This window comes from Streptomyces sp. KL116D, from assembly GCF_030766975.1.
Lineage (GTDB): Bacteria > Actinomycetota > Actinomycetes > Streptomycetales > Streptomycetaceae > Streptomyces > Streptomyces longispororuber_A.
In genome coordinates, this window is record NZ_JASERH010000033.1 from 1 (window position 1) to 19,214 (window position 19,214).

The 19,214-nt window shown below is 68.7% G+C and carries 12 protein-coding genes and 1 pseudogene; 11 read left to right on the top strand and 2 right to left on the bottom strand.

All coding sequences use genetic code 11. The annotated features are described in order from the left end of the window. Positions 1-321: 321 nt before the first annotated feature. Positions 322-612: a hypothetical protein gene (locus RBJ77_RS12835; RefSeq protein WP_372345118.1), complete on the bottom strand. Its 291-nt coding sequence runs from the start codon at positions 610-612 to the stop codon at positions 322-324. Between the two features lie 4,973 nt (positions 613-5,585). Between RBJ77_RS12835 and RBJ77_RS12840 the strand changes: the two genes are divergently transcribed. From RBJ77_RS12840 to RBJ77_RS12875, 8 genes and pseudogenes are all read left to right on the top strand, one after another. Then, complete coding sequence (locus RBJ77_RS12840) at positions 5,586-5,870, top strand: hypothetical protein (RefSeq protein ID WP_372345119.1); 285 nt, start codon at positions 5,586-5,588, stop codon at positions 5,868-5,870. Positions 5,871-6,384: 514 nt separating this feature from the next. Further along, a pseudogene (locus RBJ77_RS12845) lies at positions 6,385-6,450 on the top strand (hypothetical protein); the annotation flags it as partial. An 804-nt stretch (positions 6,451-7,254) separates the two neighbouring features. Then, positions 7,255-7,668: a hypothetical protein gene (locus RBJ77_RS12850; RefSeq protein ID WP_372345120.1), complete on the top strand. Its 414-nt coding sequence runs from the start codon at positions 7,255-7,257 to the stop codon at positions 7,666-7,668. 548 nt (positions 7,669-8,216) lie between these two features. Next, entirely contained in the window at positions 8,217-9,029 is an 813-nt protein-coding gene (locus tag RBJ77_RS12855; RefSeq protein WP_372345121.1) for a hypothetical protein, read from the top strand. Positions 9,030-9,061: 32 nt separating this feature from the next. After that, positions 9,062-9,280, top strand: a complete 219-nt coding sequence (locus tag RBJ77_RS12860; protein ID WP_372345137.1) for a hypothetical protein — start codon at positions 9,062-9,064, stop codon at positions 9,278-9,280. Positions 9,281-9,630: 350 nt separating this feature from the next. Beyond that, positions 9,631-10,002, top strand: coding sequence for a hypothetical protein (locus tag RBJ77_RS12865; RefSeq protein ID WP_372345141.1), 372 nt, complete (start codon positions 9,631-9,633; stop codon positions 10,000-10,002). A 1,795-nt stretch (positions 10,003-11,797) separates the two neighbouring features. Then, positions 11,798-12,226, top strand: a complete 429-nt coding sequence (locus RBJ77_RS12870; RefSeq protein WP_372345122.1) for a hypothetical protein — start codon at positions 11,798-11,800, stop codon at positions 12,224-12,226. A 592-nt stretch (positions 12,227-12,818) separates the two neighbouring features. Next, positions 12,819-13,187, top strand: a complete 369-nt coding sequence (locus RBJ77_RS12875; RefSeq protein WP_372345123.1) for a hypothetical protein — start codon at positions 12,819-12,821, stop codon at positions 13,185-13,187. A gap of 1,837 nt (positions 13,188-15,024) precedes the next feature. Here the strand turns inward: RBJ77_RS12875 and RBJ77_RS12880 are convergent. Beyond that, positions 15,025-15,162, bottom strand: coding sequence for a hypothetical protein (locus RBJ77_RS12880; protein ID WP_372345124.1), 138 nt, complete (start codon positions 15,160-15,162; stop codon positions 15,025-15,027). 535 nt (positions 15,163-15,697) lie between these two features. Here RBJ77_RS12880 and cutA point away from each other — a divergent pair. The 3 genes from cutA to RBJ77_RS12895 all read left to right on the top strand — a co-directional run bounded on the left by cutA (position 15,698) and on the right by RBJ77_RS12895 (position 18,855). Beyond that, entirely contained in the window at positions 15,698-15,898 is a 201-nt protein-coding gene (gene cutA / locus RBJ77_RS12885; protein WP_372345125.1) for a divalent cation tolerance protein CutA, read from the top strand. A 2,160-nt stretch (positions 15,899-18,058) separates the two neighbouring features. Beyond that, a complete protein-coding gene (locus RBJ77_RS12890; protein ID WP_372345126.1) occupies positions 18,059-18,256 on the top strand; it encodes a hypothetical protein in 198 nt (65 codons plus the stop codon). A 455-nt stretch (positions 18,257-18,711) separates the two neighbouring features. Further along, entirely contained in the window at positions 18,712-18,855 is a 144-nt protein-coding gene (locus tag RBJ77_RS12895; protein WP_372345127.1) for a hypothetical protein, read from the top strand. Positions 18,856-19,214 lie beyond the last annotated feature (359 nt).

Here is a 19,214-nt window from a genome sequence, read left to right on the forward strand (position 1 = left end):
TTGTACTTCGTTCAGTTCAATTTGGGTTTAACCGTTTCGCATTTATCGTGAAACGCTTTCGCGTTTTCGTGCACCGCTTCAGCCAGGGGACATCGGCAGGTGCGATGGCATGAACGCATCAGGGCATCCAACACCACTGCCCATCCAGCCGAGTTGGGGAACACGCCCGGCAGCGCAGAGCAACACCGATGCCGTCCGGATCACGGCGGCACCGGGAGCCACCAGCCGGACCCACGCCCCAAATCACAGCAAAACGGCGAACGACGGCGCCCGCGGTCCACGTCAACGTGGGGTGGGCGACGGGCGTACCCGGCACCTGAATCAGGACGGGAGACGCGCACGCATTCGCGCATCACGCCCACGGGCCACGCTCCCCAGCCGGGCCAGCGTCGTCCCGATCACCGGAAACGGCGTCTCGCAGCCTCCCGACCAGGTTCGCTGACGACACCGGCTCCGGGCCAGCACACTCTTCTCACTGCGACCGGACGGGACCAGCGCGACCACCGGCCCCACGCCCTCAGGCGCGTACCAGCGGCTGCGCCACCACACTCCCTGGCCCTGCTTGTCGCGGCGCTCGAGGAACAGCTGGCGCGGCGGGATCTTGTCCACCACGCGCTCGGGACCATCGTGGAGCGGTCGACCTCCACGAACAGCAGCGGGAGACGATGCTCGGGAGCGGGCCAGGACAAGATCGGCCTGCACCGAGCCGCGGCCCGGACGGCTTCCGTGCCGGTGACCGGCAGGCCGACCTCCTCCGTACTCTCATCGCCTCCAACGCGAGGCCCGCCGGCCGGGCCCGACGACCGCCCGCTCCACCCGGCCCAGCCGCTCCAGATCGGGTCCTTCCGGGCTGGCGGCTGCAGCTTGCCAAGCACGGTGGCGTTCACGTCCATGGCGTGCGCGGCGCCGTGAGTGGCCGCACCGCGGGCGATCGGCATCTGCAGCGGCCGCCGCAACACCTCGCGCAGCCGCCTTCCAGACCGGCCAGACGTCAGACTCCACAACTTATTGTGCCTGCTGATCGGCTCACTCGGACACCAGCAACTCCACGATGCCGTCAGGACCAGGCGCAGGCATTGCGATGGGCCTTGGTCCGACGGCCGCGCGTGCGGCCGGATGCCCGCACCAGTCAGACTGCGGGACGCGCCGGGCTCCCTGCACCTGCCTCCGCCGTCGCCGCGCCAACACGCCGAAAACCCGCAGCACATCCTCACGCAACGCACCTGTCGGCCATACGGCCACCACGCGCTCTTTCACCACCCACCACTCCCCTGAACGATTCCCACGCCCCACCAAACAGTTCTGTCACCGATCGACCCCTCAAAGCGTTCGAACCAGACCACAGACCCGGCCACGGGCGCACCGCCGACTGACCCAACACCTCCACCACAGACAGCAGCAGTTACGCAGGAACGTGCGCAGTAGACAGGATCGAGAGGTTGCGGCAATGGAGTCGCACATTGGTGAGTGCGGCGCAGCAGACCGGGTCGAGTGAGTGCAATGCAGCAAGCGCGCAGGTCTCTCTCCTGCGCTGGCTGCCAGGCACCGGCGCCTGCCGGTACCCAGCAGACCGCCCGACGCCGGACGCGTCCTCCCGCAGCTAGCCCCCCACACCCCCGAACGCCGCAGCACCGGGCACGCGCTGCCCCGGGGCCCGAAAACGCGTACCGAAACGCGCACCGGCAGGGGTACCAGCCGGTCCCTCCTGCCGCACGGGACATGCAATTCACCCCACCCGTGATCACCCAGCACCGGTACGTTCTGCTGCGCACCAGCACCGACCGGTACGCGTCTCGACCCCACCCTCAAACGCGTGCCACTGCCCCGCGGACGACCGGTACACGAGTCCCCAAGACCGTGCGCAAACCGGATGAACGCCAGGCACTAAGCAATCGGCGACACCCGCCGACAGCCAGTGGCACCAGACCGCAGCACCCACCCGAACGTGGCGTCCCACCGACGACGACAGCTCCGGCGCAAACCGCCGATGCCGCCTACAGAAGGCGCTCCCCACAGGCCACCTCGACCTGCAACACGGCATCGAGCAGGCCACCACCACCGGGCTGCCCGCATCACCACCGTTCTACCGGCCCGACGCATCCTTGTGGGCACCTTCCCACAAGCACGGGGGCACAACGAAGGCCGGGTCCTGCATCCGGCAGGAAGGGGACCATCCCCGCGGGCGCAGGGCACTCTTCGTGACCTGCATTATTGCTCGACCACGGCTCCGCTCAGGACACTTTCACTGACTCCGACATTAGGGACATCGTGACGACGGATGGTCACCTTCCATCGAAACGTCGGCGTTGGCGGCCTTGCCAACCCTTCTTCGGCTCGAAGGGGATCGAGTCAGCATCTCGCTCCGGCCGGTGGATGAGGGCAGGCCCTGGTGATCGATGGGTTGCCAGGCGTGGTCGTGGGCCTCACAGCAAAACCCTGCTCGTTGGTGGTGGTGTTATTAGTGGTGAGCACGCCCCCGCCTTTGACCCGCGTTCCATTCCACTTCGGGTCCGCACCCACACCTTTGCAGGCAACGTGGTCGCGGGGATGGCAAGGTACTCGATCTATCGACGCCTGGCTGAGCCGTCGTTGAGGCGCAGCAGCCCTCCCACGCGTCAGCGTCCCCGGCGTCGACAGCGCTCTGATGACTCGGTCGCGCGCGGACGTCACCGTGGCCTCATAGATCCGAGCGAGGTACTCCAGGCGTACACGTCGCCCAGGTCGATGGCGGCTGGCAGGCGCGCGCGCTCGGCCGCTTCGGGAGTCGCTACGCTGCTCGCGCACGCGCGGCCAGCAGCTGTCCAGAGCACCGACACCGCCTGCCTCGGCGCCTCGGGCCCAGCGCACGCCTCGCTTTCGCCGCTGGGTCGTCCGCGCGCTCGCGCACGCATGGGCAAGTGACTGCCCACGCCTTCGGCTCACCGCTTCGCCGGCAGCCTCGGCTGCGGCATCGCTCTGGCGCGCGCGCTGCGGCCCGCGCCAGCTTCCCCGCGTAGTCGCATCGAGAAGCGTGCAGGCGCCGGTGTCGCCCGCACCAGCGCGGCGGTTCCTCGCTGCGGCGTCCGCCGCCTCCGTCTCGCCCGCCACCTCCGCGGCCGTGTGGAACCACCCACGCCTCGGCGTCGTCCTGCCAGGCCGCCTTACAGGCGGAGCGCTCTGCACCCGCCCGGTCGCCGCTCTCCCTCACAGGCACGGGCGAGGTGGGCGAGCGCGTTGATCGCCCCGTCGGCGGCCGCGCGGTCAGGGCCTGTGCTTCGCCCCTCGCCGGTCCCCCGACTCTCGGCGAAGCCGCGCCAAGACGCTCCGTACGCTTCCAGTGTCCTGCGCCTGCGCGGCGGCGTCGCTGCGCTCTCCTCCGCTTTCCTGCCAAGTCGCCCGCTCTCCACCGCAGTTCGACCAAGGAGGCGAAGGCAGCCTGGACGCCCGCGGCGGCCGCCGCCTCATAGGCCGACTCCGCCGCAAGGCAGTCGCCCTCCTTCGCGTCGAGGCGGGCCTGTCCCATGAGGCCCCACGGCTCGCCGGCGCGAACCGCTTCCCGTACGCCGCGCGGAGCACTGCGCGTCGCCGACATACGCACCACCTCATCGGGCCCCGCCAGCCATGCCTGGGGATGGCCTGCCCGCACCGCCCGCTCGGCGGTGTCGTCGCTGGCGGCACGGTCCCCAGCTTCCTCCGCTGAGCGGGCCAGGGCCGACCACGCTTTCTCCTCACCGGTCAGAGTCGCCCGCTCGTAGCGCGCCAGAGCCCCGGCTGCGTCCACGGCACCCTCACGCGCCGCCCCAGGCGCTGCCCACGCGGGCCCACTTTCCGCCGCGGCCGTCTCCGCGCCGCTCCGGTCACGATCGACTCAGCAGCAAAACGAGCGCGGGACGTGTGCCACCTCGCCGCCCCGCTCGATCGCCCGCCGGTAGAGCTGTACAGCGTGATCGACACACCGCCGATCCTGAGCCGCCTGGCCCAGGGCGCGCACAGGTCGTCAACCGTACGGGCGTGGGCCACGGCCGCGTCCCAGAGCGGCTCGGGCGGCGCCAGGTGTACGCCCGCGCCGTACGCTCTGGTCCAGGTAGTCGGCGGGTGGTAGCCGTCCGGTGCGCCGAGCCCGGGTGCAACTCTGACGGGGACGAGGGCGGACAGGGAACCGGTCTCCCTGTGCACTCAGACTCTCGACGGCCCTGTCGAGGCCATGAGCTGTCGTGGGTGACGCGCGCGGTCGCCGGCAGGTATCCGGTGACAGCCTCGGCAAGAAGCTCACCAGGCAGCGCACTGGCATGCCCGGGCGCCGGGCATCGACGGCCGCGGTGACCACCGCGTATCGATCTCGAGGAAGAATTGCCCGGCCCGGCCTCGTACCGGCGCACCAGCGTCGGGCCGCCGGTCAACTGCTGGATGACACGGGGTCGTTCACCGCTCGATCTCAACTCCGCCGCCTGCAGGGCTGATCCGAACGCGGGCATCCCCCGGCGGCGGCCCTGCGGGCCCTCACCGGGCCCTTCACCGAGGTGGTCGGGGACGTGGATCTCGAAGCGGTGGGCTCCATCAGGGCTCGAACGTGGAAATGCCGGTCCGTCGCTCCCGCAGCCCGGGACGTGAGGGCGCGCGCGTACTCGAGCCACAGCGTGCCGAGCACGGCCAGCAGTACAGTGCGTCTGAGAAGCTCCGCAGCGGGGGCGCAGAGGCGGCCTCTCCCCCACGAGGGGGCCGTCAGTTGCCGCTGCACTCCACCCAGCCAGATCACGGTCCGCGCGTCGACCAGAATCGGTAGCGGCCCATTCCGCGAGTCACGAGGGGCCTGCGGGACGATGACAGGCCAGGACGGAGGTTCGCTTCCGGACGGCCTCTAGGCAACCCGAGTCTTGCCGGTCGACGACTGGCCGACGAGAGGCGAGCACGGACTGCCCGCCCTCTGCCGCGTGCCGCAACCTCTCGCGAAGCACCTCGTCGTGCGTGCGGGCGATGCACGAAGTGAGGTCGTCGATGCCTGCCATCGACGGCGAGCGCCCGGTGCACACACCAGGGGTAGGGCCCCAGGTCCTCGGCTGTACGCAGACGGCGGTCCCGGATCCTCCCTTGGGCCGCTATCCACAACTCCCCTGTGCGCGCGACGACTTCGGCCGGTTGCGCGGCGCGCGAGCGCGAGCGAGGACTGCCGCGACGGAGCGCACATCGTGCAGACCGGGCAACCGTGTGCCGCCGATGATCCGGTGGACGGTGTCCTTGCCCGGTGCACCAGGCAGTGTGTCGTCACCGGCGATCGAGTCCACGACCGTTTCCAGGGCCGGGGCGCCCGCGGTGAGGTAGAGGCGGTAGAGGTGGCGCTTGAACTCACGCAGCGCACCGGGCGGAAGGCGAGGCGGAGCCAGCGGACGCGGCCTGCGCCCACCCAGCCCGTTCCCGTTTCCGGTGCGGCTCCCGGCGCCGGCACCTCGGCCACCCCGGCTCTCGTCGCCACTCATCGCACACCCCCGCCCTCCATCGCAGCCCATCGCCACCGGTCGACGCTCCTGGACGGGGGGCACGCTGAGTCTCACGACCACGGCCGGTGCAACGCACCGGACGAGTACACATCCCCATTCGCGGAGGAACAGTTGACCGCCATCGCCGCCTTCACCGCCCTCAAAGCACCCATCATCGCCGCCCTCGCCACTGCACTGCCCGCGCTGCGGTCGGCCCTGCTCGCCCTGCCACTTCTCCTGGTGACCCTCGCCTGCCTTCCCGCACTCGCAGTACTGCCCCTTCCTGCCGGACGGCACCCGGCGCGCGACCGAGCTCGTACGCCAACTGATCCGCTGGACAAAGACGTTGACCAACGTAGCCCTGATCCAGACGGGCTACGGGCGGGAGGACTGATGGAACTGAGCATCACCTACTGAGCACGTCTCCGACGAGAACGACCGTGGTCAAGGTGACCGGCGAATTCGACTGCTACGCATGCTGGCCCTTCCGCCAGCTGGTCCATGACCTGCTCACACAAGGCCACATCGTGCTGGTCATCGACCTGGCCGAGGGTCACCTTTTCCCGGCTCTGAACTCTTCGCCGGAGTGGTCCACGCCCTGCGACAGTCCCTTGCCCGAGGAGGCGCATGCCTGCTCGCTGCGCCCTCGCAGCGCGTGCTGGGCACCCTCCGGACCACAGGACTCATCAGGAGCTTCACTGTCCTTTCCATCCGTCTCCCAGGCGATCGAGGGCGTCGCCCCACCTCACAGGCATCCGGCGGACGATGAACGCGGACAGGGAACTGCCAAGCATCACTTACGAGGCACGCCACGGACGGGGATCACCGTGGTCGCGGTGACCCGGCGAGATCAACGTCCTCGGCACCCGGCTTCTCCACGAGACGCTGTTGGACCTCCATTCGCAGGGGCCACGTGATGTTGATCCTGGACATGAGCAGCGTCTCCGACCTCTCAACACCAGGGGCCGATGTTCTGCTGAGCGTCCTTCGGTGCGCGGCCGCACAGAACGGGGGCCTTCTCCTCGCTGCGCCCAATCCTCGCGTTGTCGGCTCCCTTGAGTGCGCCCGTCGAATGCGTGCCCTCACGAACGCCAGACGGGTGATCCCCCGCACGGTCCTGTCGTCCGACCTCCTGGCGCAGGTGGGCGTGCCCGTCGACCTCACCGTCTTCCCATCCGTCGCTCTGGCACGGGCGGGCGTACCCGACCACCTCGCCACCATGCGTCACATTGTCGCCCGACTCCATGAGGTGCAACGTGGTGACGGCCATGCCAGGGGGCGACAGCAGGAGTGTCATGAACCAGGTGCGCACCTACCCAGAAAGGGCCCAGATGAGCACGAAGAAGCGATCACCTGAAAAAGACGCCGACGGCATGTCAGTCCCGTTGCTCGACGCCGAGTGATATACGCCCCTGGGACTGAGCCGCCTGGCATGGGCGGGCACCCTCAGTCGACCGGCAATCGATCGATCGAGGGGTCAAGTGCTGTCAGGGCTGGCATAGTTGAGGCCATGGGGAGAATATGTGGAGTTCACCTTCGACGGCGGCCAGGCGGTACTGCTGGAGGTCTTTCCCAGTCCGCTGGCCGACTCTGCGGCAGGCAGCTCAACTCCCGGTTCCGCACCGCTCGTGCCCGTTGCGGGCGAGGAACGGCCGGGTGGCACGTGCTGCCCAGGGCGCTCTGCGACAAGTCCTCAAACCGCTGGTTCCGGTCCTGCAGTCCGGTACACGACACGGTGTCCGCCATGGACCGAGCGGCTAACAGCTCACCGTCGACCTGGGTGTCAAGATCGGCAACGATCATGACTCTCGGTATCGTCGCCAACAAGGGCGAGGCGAGCCTGACGGTGTCCGCGACCTGGAACCTCGAAGCACCCGCGACAACGGGAGTAGCCGTGCGCTCGCCGTACGACGACGACCCGGACGCCGCCGTCCGTCGGGCGTGGGCCACTGTGCACTCTCCTGGTGCAGGGGCCGGGCTCGGCGCCGGACTTATCGTCGCGGACGGGTTCGTGCTGACCTGTGCCCACGTGGTCAACGCGGCTCTCCAGCGTCCCAAACTGGCCGCCGCCCGGCCGTCTGCGCAGGCCATGCTCCAGGTCACGGTCTCGTTTCCGGGCCTCGACGGCAAGCACCGCGCCGTGGAGCTGGTCAACTGGCTGGCCCCGAGCCGGCGGAGAACGAGCAGTGGTGGAACGGTGATCTCGCCCTGCTGAAGGTCGACGGGAAGGAGGAGGCAGCGCCCTCCGTGCCGGTGCGTGAGACGTCAAGCCGGCTTGTCGACCTGGTACGCACACGGGGCGCGCTCCCTCGTGGATGTCTATGTCCAGACCTCGCAGTCCCTGGTACATCCTGGATCCGGCGCAGGCCCCCGCTGGAGATTCTTCCCGGCCACAGCGGAGCTCCCTTGTAGGACCGTCAGCATGGCTGCGTGACGGGCCTGATGGTGTCCACCGAGCCCGACAACCCCCCGTTCGTACGCCGTCAGGGCCTCTGAGCTGTTGAAGCTGCTCGCCGATACCCCTGCGTTCCCGGCCGCGATCACAGAGGTGTCGGATCCTCGGACTGCAGGCTCGCCGCCGTGAGCTGATCGACGCGCTGGAGGGAGCTCTCCGGGCGGAAGGTGCAGCAGTGCGCCCAGCGTTTCGCCCGTGCCCTGCGCCTGGCCCGGGCTCCGGGCTCCTGCACGAGACCTTGTCGACGCGGCAATGCGTCATCAGCGGGGCGCTCCGACTTGCCTCAGCACACTCACGGCTCCGCGTCGGTGGCACAACGGGTCGCAAACGTCGCGGCATTGCTGGGATCGGTGCGCCTGTTCACTCAGGAGGAGTACGAGGAGCTCTGCGCGTTCCTGGGCCCCGGTACGTGCTCGGAGGTACGCGCCGCCGCCCGCCGCGCCGTACCGCACTTCTCGCTGCCGGAAACCGGTCCGTCCGATGTGGGAGCGCTGATCGAGGACCTGGAGGACCGTGCCAGTGAACCCGGTGTCGTACCGCCCGTGATCCAGGTGATCGAGGAAGTCGCCGCAGCCCGGCAGGTCGGCGGCGACGGTCTGCAGGAGTGGTCGCACCGCGTGACCACTCGGCTGGATCAGCCCGGAGGCGATGCGCCAGTGCCGCTGGTCGGCCATGGCGTGCTTCTGCCCAAACGGTGCAGCCGGTCCTGCGGGTGGCTGTGGACAGCGGACCCGGCTGCGGAAGCCTTCCACTACATGATCCGCCTCTACGATGCCCATGGGCGCCAGGTCGGGACCTGGACGAACAGGGGACACTCTGCGCAGCCGCGCGAGCCTCGCGCCGACCTCTCCGAAGCCGTTGGCGACCTCGATCAGTATGAAGAGTCGGCCGGTGTGGAGTTCCTGCTGGAGGAAGGCTTCTTCGGGCTGGCCGTGGACCGGCTGCCCGTCAGTGCAGGGCCCTTGGGGACGCGGCCCATCGGGCTGGACCGGGTCGTGGTCCTGCGCGGGCGAAAACGAAGATGCGGGGCGGCGAGTGGAATTCGCGCTGGAAGCAGGGACAGGGTTTGGCGGCGGCACCTAGCGTGCTGCACGACCTGCACACGGGGAACGGCAACCTGACGAACGACCAGTGAGATCGCCTGCGTCATCGCCTGCCCCCCGCCCGGCCAACACGACAGCACCTGGCCCTGTGCCGCTGGCTGGGGGTTCCGGTGATCTTGTGGCAGCGCGATGCTCACGGCCCGGATACGGCCGAGGCGTTGCGGGCCGTCGTGTCGGGGGACTGGCCGCGCACCCTTCGGGAAGCGGTCAGACGCCAGCGCGTCCATGCGATGTTCGACAGCGCTACATGGGTGCTCATCTGGCGCTGATGTGGGAGGACCCGGGCTGGACACCGTCGCGGCAACGGCTGACCAACCCGAAGAAGCAGGAAGGAGGCACCGCGTGAACAGCGGGACCCCGCAGGAACGGCTTTTTCCGCGGCGGGCGGAGGCACGTACGACGCTTCCGTCCCGCTGCCCCAGCCGCCGCCGTGGCGGCGGCCGCGGCCAGACGGCGAGGCTGTGCGGCGGCCGTATCTGATCGGCGAGAAACAGGTGGATGTCGTCAACGCGGCTCTGCGCCTGCGTCGTCCCCTCCTGGTGACCGGGGCACCCGGCACGGGCAAGTCGTCGCTCGCCCACGCCGTGGCGGCGGAACTCGGCCTCGGGCCGGTCCTGGTGTGGCCGATCAACACCCGCGCCACGCTCACCGATGCGCTGTATCGCTACGACGCCATCGGCCCTGGCTGCGCGAGCAACAGGACGGCACCGCCGACATCGGCAGCTTCGTACGCCTGGGGCCCCTGGGCACCGCGCTGGCCACCCGGCATGAGGAGCAGCCTCGGCTGCTGCTGATCGACGAACTCGACAAGAGCGACCTGGACCTGCCCAACGACCTGCTGTTCGTGCTGGAGGAGGGCGAGTTCACCATCCCCGAGCTGGCCTGTCTGCCCGAGGAGCAGGCGGCGGTCGCTGTGCATGCAGGGCTCGCAGGAGAAGGTACACAGTGCGGCACGGCACGGTCCGCTGTCAGGACTTCCCCTTCGTCGTGATCACCAGCAACGGTGAACGGAGTTTCCGCCTCGCCTTCCTGCGCCGCTGCATCCGGCTGGAACTGCCGGAGCCTGGCCCGGATCAGCTCGAGGCATCGTTCGGGCGCACTCCGCCCAGGACCTGCATCAGTTGCAGGCACAGTGGCGCGCGCGTGCAGGATCTCATCCGCACCTTCGCCGAACGGCGCAGCCTCGGCGGGCTGGCCACCGACCAGTTGCTGCATGCCGTCCATCTGCTGCAGCAGGGCATCCGTCCCCGAGGTGGAGCACCCTCAGGGAGGCGGTGCTGCGTGAGCTCAACAACGGCGGGGTCCGGTGACGCGGACGAGCTCTGGGTCGCCGCCCTGCATTCCGCTCTGCGCGGCGCGGGGTGGATCTCTCACCGCGCAGCTGAGCGACGCCCTGGCTCGCGCTTCACACACCGCCGAACCGGGATGCGGCCGATGTGGCGGAGCCGTGTGCCGTGCTCCCCCTCTGCTGTTCTCCCCCAGCCGGAGCACCCGGGCCGTGACGTTGGCGAGTCCCGGCGGCGGTGAGCCGACGCGGCGTTTACGCCTTCACCGGTGCCTCGCGGCGGCGGGGCTCAGGGGCGCCGGTCCGTATTCCCTGGCGTACGGGGCCTGCGGCGTCCGCTGGGCGCGTCGTGCGGGGACTGCGCGCGCTCAAGCGGAGGGTTCGCGTCCGCACACCGGTACGAGCTGGACGGGGACGCCACCATCAGGGCCATCGCCGACAGTGGCGTCCTCGACGTCGTGCTGCGCGCCCGGCCACGGATCGCTGGCTTCATCTCGTGCTTGCCGTCGACGCGGGCCCGTCCATGCGGGTGTGGCACGACACCGTCAGCGAAGCTGGCCGACGCGCTCACGGGCTCGAGGCATCTTCCGCTTCCGTACGCGTGGGCCCTCTGGAGCGCCCGTCTCTCTCATCGGCGGTCGAACCGTCGTGCTCGTCGTGACCGACGGCGTCGCTGACCACTGGTACACCGGGACCGCCCGCACGTCTGGCCTCGCTGGCTCGCAGCGTGCCGACCCGCGGTGCTCCATGTGTTCCCGCTCGGCTGTGGGGCGAGACCGCGTTGGCAGCCGAACCCGCGATCGTCCGCACGACCGGGCCTGCGCCGCCCAACAGCGCGCTTTCCGCCCACGATCCCTGGCTCCCCCGCCGTGTTCGGTCCCCGCCCCGGCCTGCCGGTGCCCGTCCTCGAGCTGGACGAGCTGAGCCTGCGCCCCTGGGCGGGCCTGATCGCGTCGCACGGCGGCAGGGCCGCTCTACGCGTCATCGACGCGGAAGCCCTCCAGACGCTGTGCTCTTCGACGAGGCGGTCGCCGATGAGCATCCCACCGCCGCCGAACGCGTGCAGGCCTTCCAGGCAGCAGCCTCGCCGCACGCCTACGACCTCGCAGGGCCACCTGGCGGCCGTCGATCCGCTGACGCTTCCCCGTGATGCGGCTCATCCAGGCTGCAGCCTTGCCCCCACAGCAGCCCGGTCTGTCTGGCGGAAGTCCTGCTGAGCGGTCTCATGCATCTGGACAGCCCGCTGGAGGGCAGGACGTCTTCGCCTTTGCTCCGGACGTGCGCGCGCTGCTTCGGACAGTGATCAAAGCCAGCTCGACACAGCGCACAGCTGACGCCGTCAGTGACTTCATCGCACCACGCCTGGGCCGCACCCCGACTTTCCGGCGGTTATCGCCGACCGTTCGGGGAGCTGGCCTGCCCCAAGGGAGCGCTCACTCTCGCAGAGTGTGGACGCGGAACAGGGAGAACAGGGCCCCATTCGCGTGAACCTCTGCTCCGCGTGATCGACGCCCTGTCCACGCTGGACTGTCTGGCGGACGCGCCGGGGCGTCTGCAGTTCGCTGCTCTGCTGGGAGACGTACTGGGCCGGCCCATCGACTTGCGGGGCGTCAGGCTCCGTGAGGATCTCGTCGTCCTGTCACGGATCGCGTTGGACACGGACGGCGGCGAGCAGGCCCTGCTCGATGTGGTGCGGATCCTCGAAGGGGGCGGTGATCTCCGCGGAGTTCGAGCGGCTCCTCGTACCGTGAACGGCTCGAGCGGTGTCGGGACGATCTCACCGGGCAACGCCGACAGCCGGCCCGGATGCCTGCGGGCAGGTCGGCCAGCGACCGGCCGAGAACCGAACGGCGCGGGCCCGGCACCGACCAGGCACTGCCGCCACAGGCGGATCCGGCCCGTGTCTGCGCGCGTTGATCGTCGGCATTGAGCGCTACGACGTCGGACCTACCTGGGACCTGCCCGGGCCCGCCCGGGATGCGGTCCGCTTTCCACCAGCTGCTGCGAGCCGCTGGCGTGCGGAGGCCAACCTGCGCCTTCACCTCGCTCCCCCTGCCGCCATTTGTCCCTGACCTACCGTACGAACCCGCCGACCATGCGACCCTCCGCCGCGTCCTCGTCCAGCGAACTGCCGTCGACCGAGGGCGACGTGCTCTGAGGTAGTGGTGGGGCGGGCACGGTATCACCGACCGTGCTGACAGACAACGACTGTTCTGCGCGGACGCGACCCTCGCGAACAAGACGAACCTCGATCTGGACGCGGCGCTAAACCGATACGCCGGGGAGACCGTCCCCGGCCATGCCACAGCAGTTGTGGATCGTGGACGCCTCCGCGGCAAACGAGGACGACCTCGCCTTCCAACCGCCACTGCCTTCCGACGCCCTGCCAGCCGCGCGGCCGCCCAGAAACTACCGGCAGAGCATCATCCGGGCCGCCAGAGCCGGCCAGGCCGCCAGCAACGACCCCGTGCGGTCTACCGGTCTCTTCTCCGACGTCGTGCTGGATCTGCTGGCTGACCGCCATGCCGTCCTGCCCGGACTACCTGATCCGCAGGCCCTGTACGACGCGGTCAAGGCACGGTTTGCAGACCTTCGGGAGGCTGGCCGCACTCGGCAACATCCGCGATCATGCTGCGGAGCCCCAGCCGCACCGAGGCCGGCGCCGGCCCTGTCCTCGGCGCGGCCAGTATCTTCCCCTTGGACGGGCTGTAGAGGCTCTGCTGGCCTATCCGCTGATTCACGACCCCTCCGACCGGCGGTTGGTGATCGGCATGCTGGACCCGCGCATCGTCGCCGCACTGCCTCGCAACCCCGCACCCCGCCTCGATGTCACGAACATCGTCAGCAGGATCATGCGGCATCACCCGGAGGCGTTGGACGACCTCTACTGACGCCGTGGTGTCCGCCGATGACGATCCCGCACTCGCGAGGACACTCCGCAAGGCACTGGACGACCTCATGGCCTTGGCGAGCGACAGCAGGCGGCCGGGCGTCATGTGAAGTGCGTCATGCCGTGGGATCGGCGGTCTGCGAATGCCGTCGAAAATGTGACGGTCGTGTCCTGTTCATCGGCCTGCCGGTCGCGGCACTTGCGACAGGGATGGGGCGCTGACCGAGGCGGTCCAGGCCGATGCGCTCGGGCTTCCGTCACCTGGACGTGGCGAAGGCCGGAGTTGGCCAGGAGGACCAGGGCCCAACGCGTGCTGGCAACGACAGATTGAGCTAACGCATGCTCTCGACGCGGGTTGACGGCCTCGATGAAGAACATCCTGTACAGCCCGTTCAGGTGCTCCAGGGGTGTCACCGAGATTCAGGCCGAAGTAGTCCCGCCATGCCTTTAGCGCTGTCTCCAGCGCCCCGGCGACGACTGCAACGGCCGTCATGACGGTAGCCGCCTCGCCTACCAGGTCATCTTCAGAGTCCTCGGCCAGCATTCGTGCGCGATTCGTCATCCATGGGCGACCGTGGGCGGCACCCGAAGAGGATGCGGTAGGGCGCTGGCATGTGAGACGGCATGGCCTTGGCCTCTTCAGTGATGTTGATGTCCAGACCGGGACTTCTCGCCATCGACCTCGTAACCGATCAATCTCCCCTGCGAGTTGGTTCGCTCCACTGCTAACGTACGCGGAGGGCCGTCAGCACATGCTCCTTAGCCTGGGCGACCTCCGCCTCCTGGGCCGGCCCGAACGCCTTCGCCGTCTTCTCCATGTGCTCGACGTCGGTCCGCCAGAGGCCGGCACAGCGTGCCAGCCGCTTGGCGGCAGAGATGTCGGATCGATCAAGTAGTGCAGGAACAGGCAGTTCTCCCATCACAGCCCTGCTCAAAGTCAGCGGCGACCAAACTGGTGGCGGTTGCATGACCACGTCGTGTTCGAGAGCCCTTACGTGATCGAGCGTTGGACCACGACAACTGGGCCAAGTCGAAGATCATGCCGTGCATCGACCGCCGGGCTTCGCGTGTCGGCTCGGGCTGCGCATCGAAGGCCGCCGCGTCCCGCCTGAACAGCGCGTCCGGGCCACCAACCTCGTCTGGAAATGCGTTGGCGGCCAGCTCTCGCAATTCCTTCAGTACCTGTGCAGCAGCTCGCAAAGGGCTCCGCTGATCGGGACGGTGAAGGTCACAGGAGTGCCATCCGTAGGAGCAGAGTCGTCTGTCATGCGCGGATCTTAGGTCGTTTGACGCCCGTCAGCCCCTGGACCGGTCACCGCCACCACACGCGCGTGAGGGTGAGCCGGCAGTGGCCCGGGACCCTCTCCGCAGAGGACAAGGAGCGCCTCCGTCAACGCCACGCTGACGGCGTCGTCTCAACGAGCTTGCCCGTCAGATGGAACAGATGAACGTAAACCAGCAAGATGTCCGGCTTATCGCTCGGGCGGATCACATGCTGCCGAAGAATCGCGTCCACCGTGGGCCGCGCTGCAGTATCTCAAGCGCGCTGGGGCCCTCATGGTCGCTCTCCAGTAGCTCTTCGGGGGAGGGCTCACGTAGCTGAGTTCGGTCAGGGCCTGTTCCACTCTGGCGAGGTCGACGGGATCCAGCGCGCCTCGTCACGGGCTTCGTCCGTGCCGAGGAAAGGACCCCGGGTTGTCGGCACATACCTCGGCGAGGAGCCGAACTTGCTCACGCAGACCACGATCCGTGTTCCGCAGATCGTTGCGTCTGCAGGCACGTGGATGCGCCCGTACTCACTGGAGTCCTGAGTGTCCCGCTCGGACTCGCACGGGAGCTCAGAAGTCCGCTTCGAGTCGGCGCACCAACCTGCTGAACGCGAGGCCGGTCGCGGCGCGGTCGTAGTGCAGCGGTTGTTCCAGCCGTTCGGGGTCGTCGAGTTCGTGCAGGAGGGCTAGCAGTTCCGCCTCGCTCATTACCATCCGCCCATCTTGCCGCTCAGCGGGCGGGAGTGGCAGGGCAGTGTGTGCAGGAAAGGGTCGGCTCTGGAGGCAGTGGCTAGGTTGCGGTCTCGCGCTTGATGGCTGCGGGACTGTTCTTGATTCAACTCAGGCTGTCGCAGGTGTCCCTCGCATTTGTGGTGCAGTGGGCTGCGTCGGGAGGCCGATTGCGCCACGTGTGGCTTGGCGACCAATGGTCAGCCCGGCGTGGAGGGATCTGCGGCATCGTCGTGGCGGGAGGAGGCGTAGCTTCTCTGAGGGAGATCCGGGCTCGGCGGGTAGATGGTGAGGGTGAGTCGAGTTCGGCTGCCAGCTCGAGCCCCTCGTAGGCCCGGTCTGTCCGAGGGAGAGGGGTCTACCGAGCAGCCCATCCCATACATAGGCTGCGGCGCATGACGCACTATCTACAGGTCGCCACCGCAGCGGGCCACCAGGGACGAGGCAGTCGTCCTCGTCAAGGCCCGTCGTCGGCAGATCGGCTGGCTGCGGGTTGCACAGGTGATTGGCCCGGTTGTCTCGGCCTTCTGGCACGACGGAGCGTTCGGTACTGGGGAGGAGTACCGGGTCCTCTTCAAAACGCGCGGATTGCTACACCAAACTGGAGGAGTTCATTCTCGCGCATCATCCTTGGGAGCGTCCCGAGCTCAATGCCGTGATCTTCAGCGAGTCGTCGGCCGACTTCAGGGACTGGGTCGACAGGAATCTCGGCTAAGCCTGCGCACGTTCCAGGAGTTCCTCCACCTCTGGTAGACCACGATGCCGGGTCAGGGCTGACAGTGTGGGCGCGAGTCGCTGTCGGGGACGCACCGATGCGACCCCGACAGATAGCTCCAGTACGCGGCAAGCCGACGCGGCCGCGGTCTCTACTTCCCCGCTGCCAGATAGGGACTCGCCAGCCAAGACGTGTACAGCGCCTTGTCCCTGGCGTGTGTGTGTCGCTGAATCGAGCCAGGACGGATTCAGTACGGGGGACCGAGCGCAGTGGACGACGCAGTTCCGTCCAGCACCGGCCCTTCGATCGTCTCTACTTCGTCGGAGTCGACCCAGGCGGCCCAGTCCGGCACCGGGCCGCTGCTGTCCTCGCTTGAGCGCCTCCTCTGCAGCGTGCAGGGCAGCCTCTGTTTCTCGGGCGTGCCCGGCGACGGCGTGGGCCCAGGCCAAGCGTTCGTGCAGGAGAGCTCGCACGCCGGATGGGGCCCGGGGCCCTGCGGTACGGCACGACTCGATGGCCGTCGCAACCGCCTTGCTCTGATCGGTCCCCGAGTGCGGTAGGCGAGGAAAGGCCAGGGCGTTGCCCTCCAAGGCAACGTCGCCGGCCGTGAGCCGCGCGCTGGCTGGCCTCGTACAGTCCCTTGAGCCTGTAGCCTGGCGCCCAGCGTCGAAGGCTGCCCAGCCTGCCCCTGTTGTGCCTGCTCGGCGAGCAAGGAACGCAGGAACGTTGCCGGTGGGATTCGCTGTAGGTGCAGTCGCACAGGAGGCCGCGTGTCCTGTGGTACTCACCGAGGTAGAGCCTGAACGTGTCCCCGCCTCCGAAGCATCGTCCAGTCGTCTCAGCCGGGCGGTGCCGTCGGCTTGCCAGCAACTCGACGCCGCGCGTGCTCGAGTCGGATCCCCGGGCGGTCGGAGGCGGTCAGGGCGACCAGCCCGCCGGTTGCCAGTGACCCTGACGCCTTTACGAAATCCCTGCGTCGCACCTTCGTTGCCTCTCCTCGCTTCGCCCTGCTTCACCTCCCCATGAGCGGTCGGCGAGCCAGCAGACCACCACCCGATTCGAGTGCGTCTGCGATCGCGCAATCTTCTCGAAAGTAGTGACGGCGCAGCCACTGCCTCGCCAGGGACCCACACGTGCAGAGCTTGAGCGATCGTCACTCGCTTGCCAGCTTGAGTGAAGCTGATCCCCCGCGTGCGCTTTTGGCCAGCCGGAACACCGTGCCAAAGTCGTGCGCCTTGAGAGCCGCGAGCATCTCCGAGCTGCGAGGTCTCATCCGGCAAGGCCGTCACTGGCCGGTACTCACCTTTCATTCGGTGCATTGCTGCACTGCCAGATTCTCAGCCTCAGCGGTAGATTGATCCGAAGCCTACCCATCGCAGCACCTATCGCCGCGCAAGCCAGAAACCCATCCGCTCGGCATGGTGATCGCATCAGGCCGACGAGGAAGGGAGCGGCCGCGCAGCGACGGCGAACCTCCACCCGAACCTCCGCAGTCACGCGCGCGCATGAGCCCGCCTTTGACGGGCGGTCGCGCCTTCTGTCCAGCTGGAAAGTCCCCCGCGCGTGGGCCATCGTGCGACGAGGAAATCCCTGAGTCGCTTTCGGCCCAGAGGAGGCTGTGCTTCATGGCGCGTGAGGCCCGAAACCGCTCCCGGATTGCGGCGATCGCCGGAGCGCATCCCGCAGTCGGCGCCCACGGTTGGTTCTTGGCCCTTGTCCTCGCCGCCGAGTTGCTGGCACGCGTCGCCCCCTACGCACGTCTTCGTTCGCTCTGCACGCCGACCATCCACGAGCAGGAGCCTCACATGAGCTTCTCGCCGGCAGACCCAGCATCTCCCTCTGCAACAGCGCTGACAGGCCTCGAGCGGGACCAGCGGAGCTCGGCCGCACTGCGCACCCAGCCCCACCTTGCAGACCTGCCTCCAGTCCTTCCCTCGCCGATCGCAGTCTCGGCGGGCGCGCGAAAGCAAGCAGGTTCCCTCCGTACGTCGCATCGGGGCTGCGTGGCTGCGGCAGGCCTGTCGTATGCCGGAGGATCGCGTCGAGGTGGCGCTGATCGTGCTCTCGAGCTCCTCACCAACGCCGTCCTGCACGGTGCGGGATCTTCAGTGGCCTACCGCAGCTGGTCTCCGCAACCAGGCCTGGTCCACATCGAGATCGATGACGGCACCGGAGACCCCGGAGCCCCAGCCCACCCAGGCTGCGGCGTCGGACGAATCCGGCCGCGGCCTGTTCCTCGTCCAGATGCTCGTCCAGGAGCTGGGTGGCGACTGGGGCTTCAGCCATCGCGGCACCACCGTATGGTGCCGCTTACCCATCGGCGGCCAGCAGACCGGACGCGAGCGGAGCCAGCCGTGAGCAACGATGTGATTGAGGCGCCGCCGGCGCTACCGGCGGGGACGAGGGTCATTGTCTGCGGGTGTCTGCCCAGTGCGGAGTCCTGGGACTCGGCGCTACGCGGCGTGCACAAGACCGTCGCTCGGTGGAGGTGGGTCCGGTCGAGACGTTGATCGACATTGGACTGTTCACGTCGCCGGCCGCGGGCCGCCCCGCGCGGGCGACGCGCGCTGGACCTGGTGACCGACGGTGGGGCCGGCGGTATCGTGATGCTCAGCTACGTGATGCCGTTCTTCCCTCCCCGTCGAGCGGACCGCGATCGTCGCGTGCCAGCGGCGGACCGGGGCGTGGGTGTCGAGCCGGTGGAGCACTGCGGACGTCGCCGCCCGGTTAAACCACTTTCGTCCGGGTGCAGGCAAGGCGGTGAGTGCGGGGGCGTCCCCGGCGTCGGGCGCGAGGGCGTCAGCTTTCTGCGGGTGCCGCGGCTGCGATGGGTGATACGTCATCCGCTGCGCTACCTGGCCATGCTCGGCTTCGGCCCCGTCCAGCTCATCCTGCTGCCGACCCTGGTCGGCGCCATCACCCTCCTGGTGATGACACTGAGGCCGCATGCCTCCTGAGCCGGGAGCCCCGAGGCAGGTCGGCGCCACGTCTCGTCTGCCCCCGGTCGCGCTTCTGTGGGGAGGTCGCGGCCGGCCAGCCTCGCTCCGCCCCCGTCTGCTGAGGCGGGCGGTGCAAGACCCGGATGCGGCCCTGCCACCAGGGTCCTGTCCGGACGGGCGTGTGGAGGTGTCCTCCCCCGCCGTCTCCCCACACGCCACCTCCCACCGGTTTTCCGTGAAAGGGAACCTCCTGACGCCCAGCGCGGGTCTCACCGTCCCGTACATCACCGTCCGGCACGGCGAGACACCCGACCTCGAGCGACACCTGTGCGTGCGCCCCCGGCCCCGACGCAGCCGCCGGCGGCTCGCCTGGATCA

What these genes read in the sequence shown, in the direction of transcription:
- RBJ77_RS12850 (WP_372345120.1), top strand. Translation starts at nt 7,255, where the DNA reads ATGACTCTCGGTATCGTCGCCAACAAGGGCGAGGCGAGCCTGACGGTG.
- RBJ77_RS12875 (WP_372345123.1), top strand. Translation starts at nt 12,819, where the DNA reads ATGCCGTCCTGCCCGGACTACCTGATCCGCAGGCCCTGTACGACGCGG.
- RBJ77_RS12880 (WP_372345124.1), bottom strand. Translation starts at nt 15,162, where the DNA reads ATGAGCGAGGCGGAACTGCTAGCCCTCCTGCACGAACTCGACGACCCC.
- RBJ77_RS12890 (WP_372345126.1), top strand. Translation starts at nt 18,059, where the DNA reads ATGACGGCACCGGAGACCCCGGAGCCCCAGCCCACCCAGGCTGCGGCG.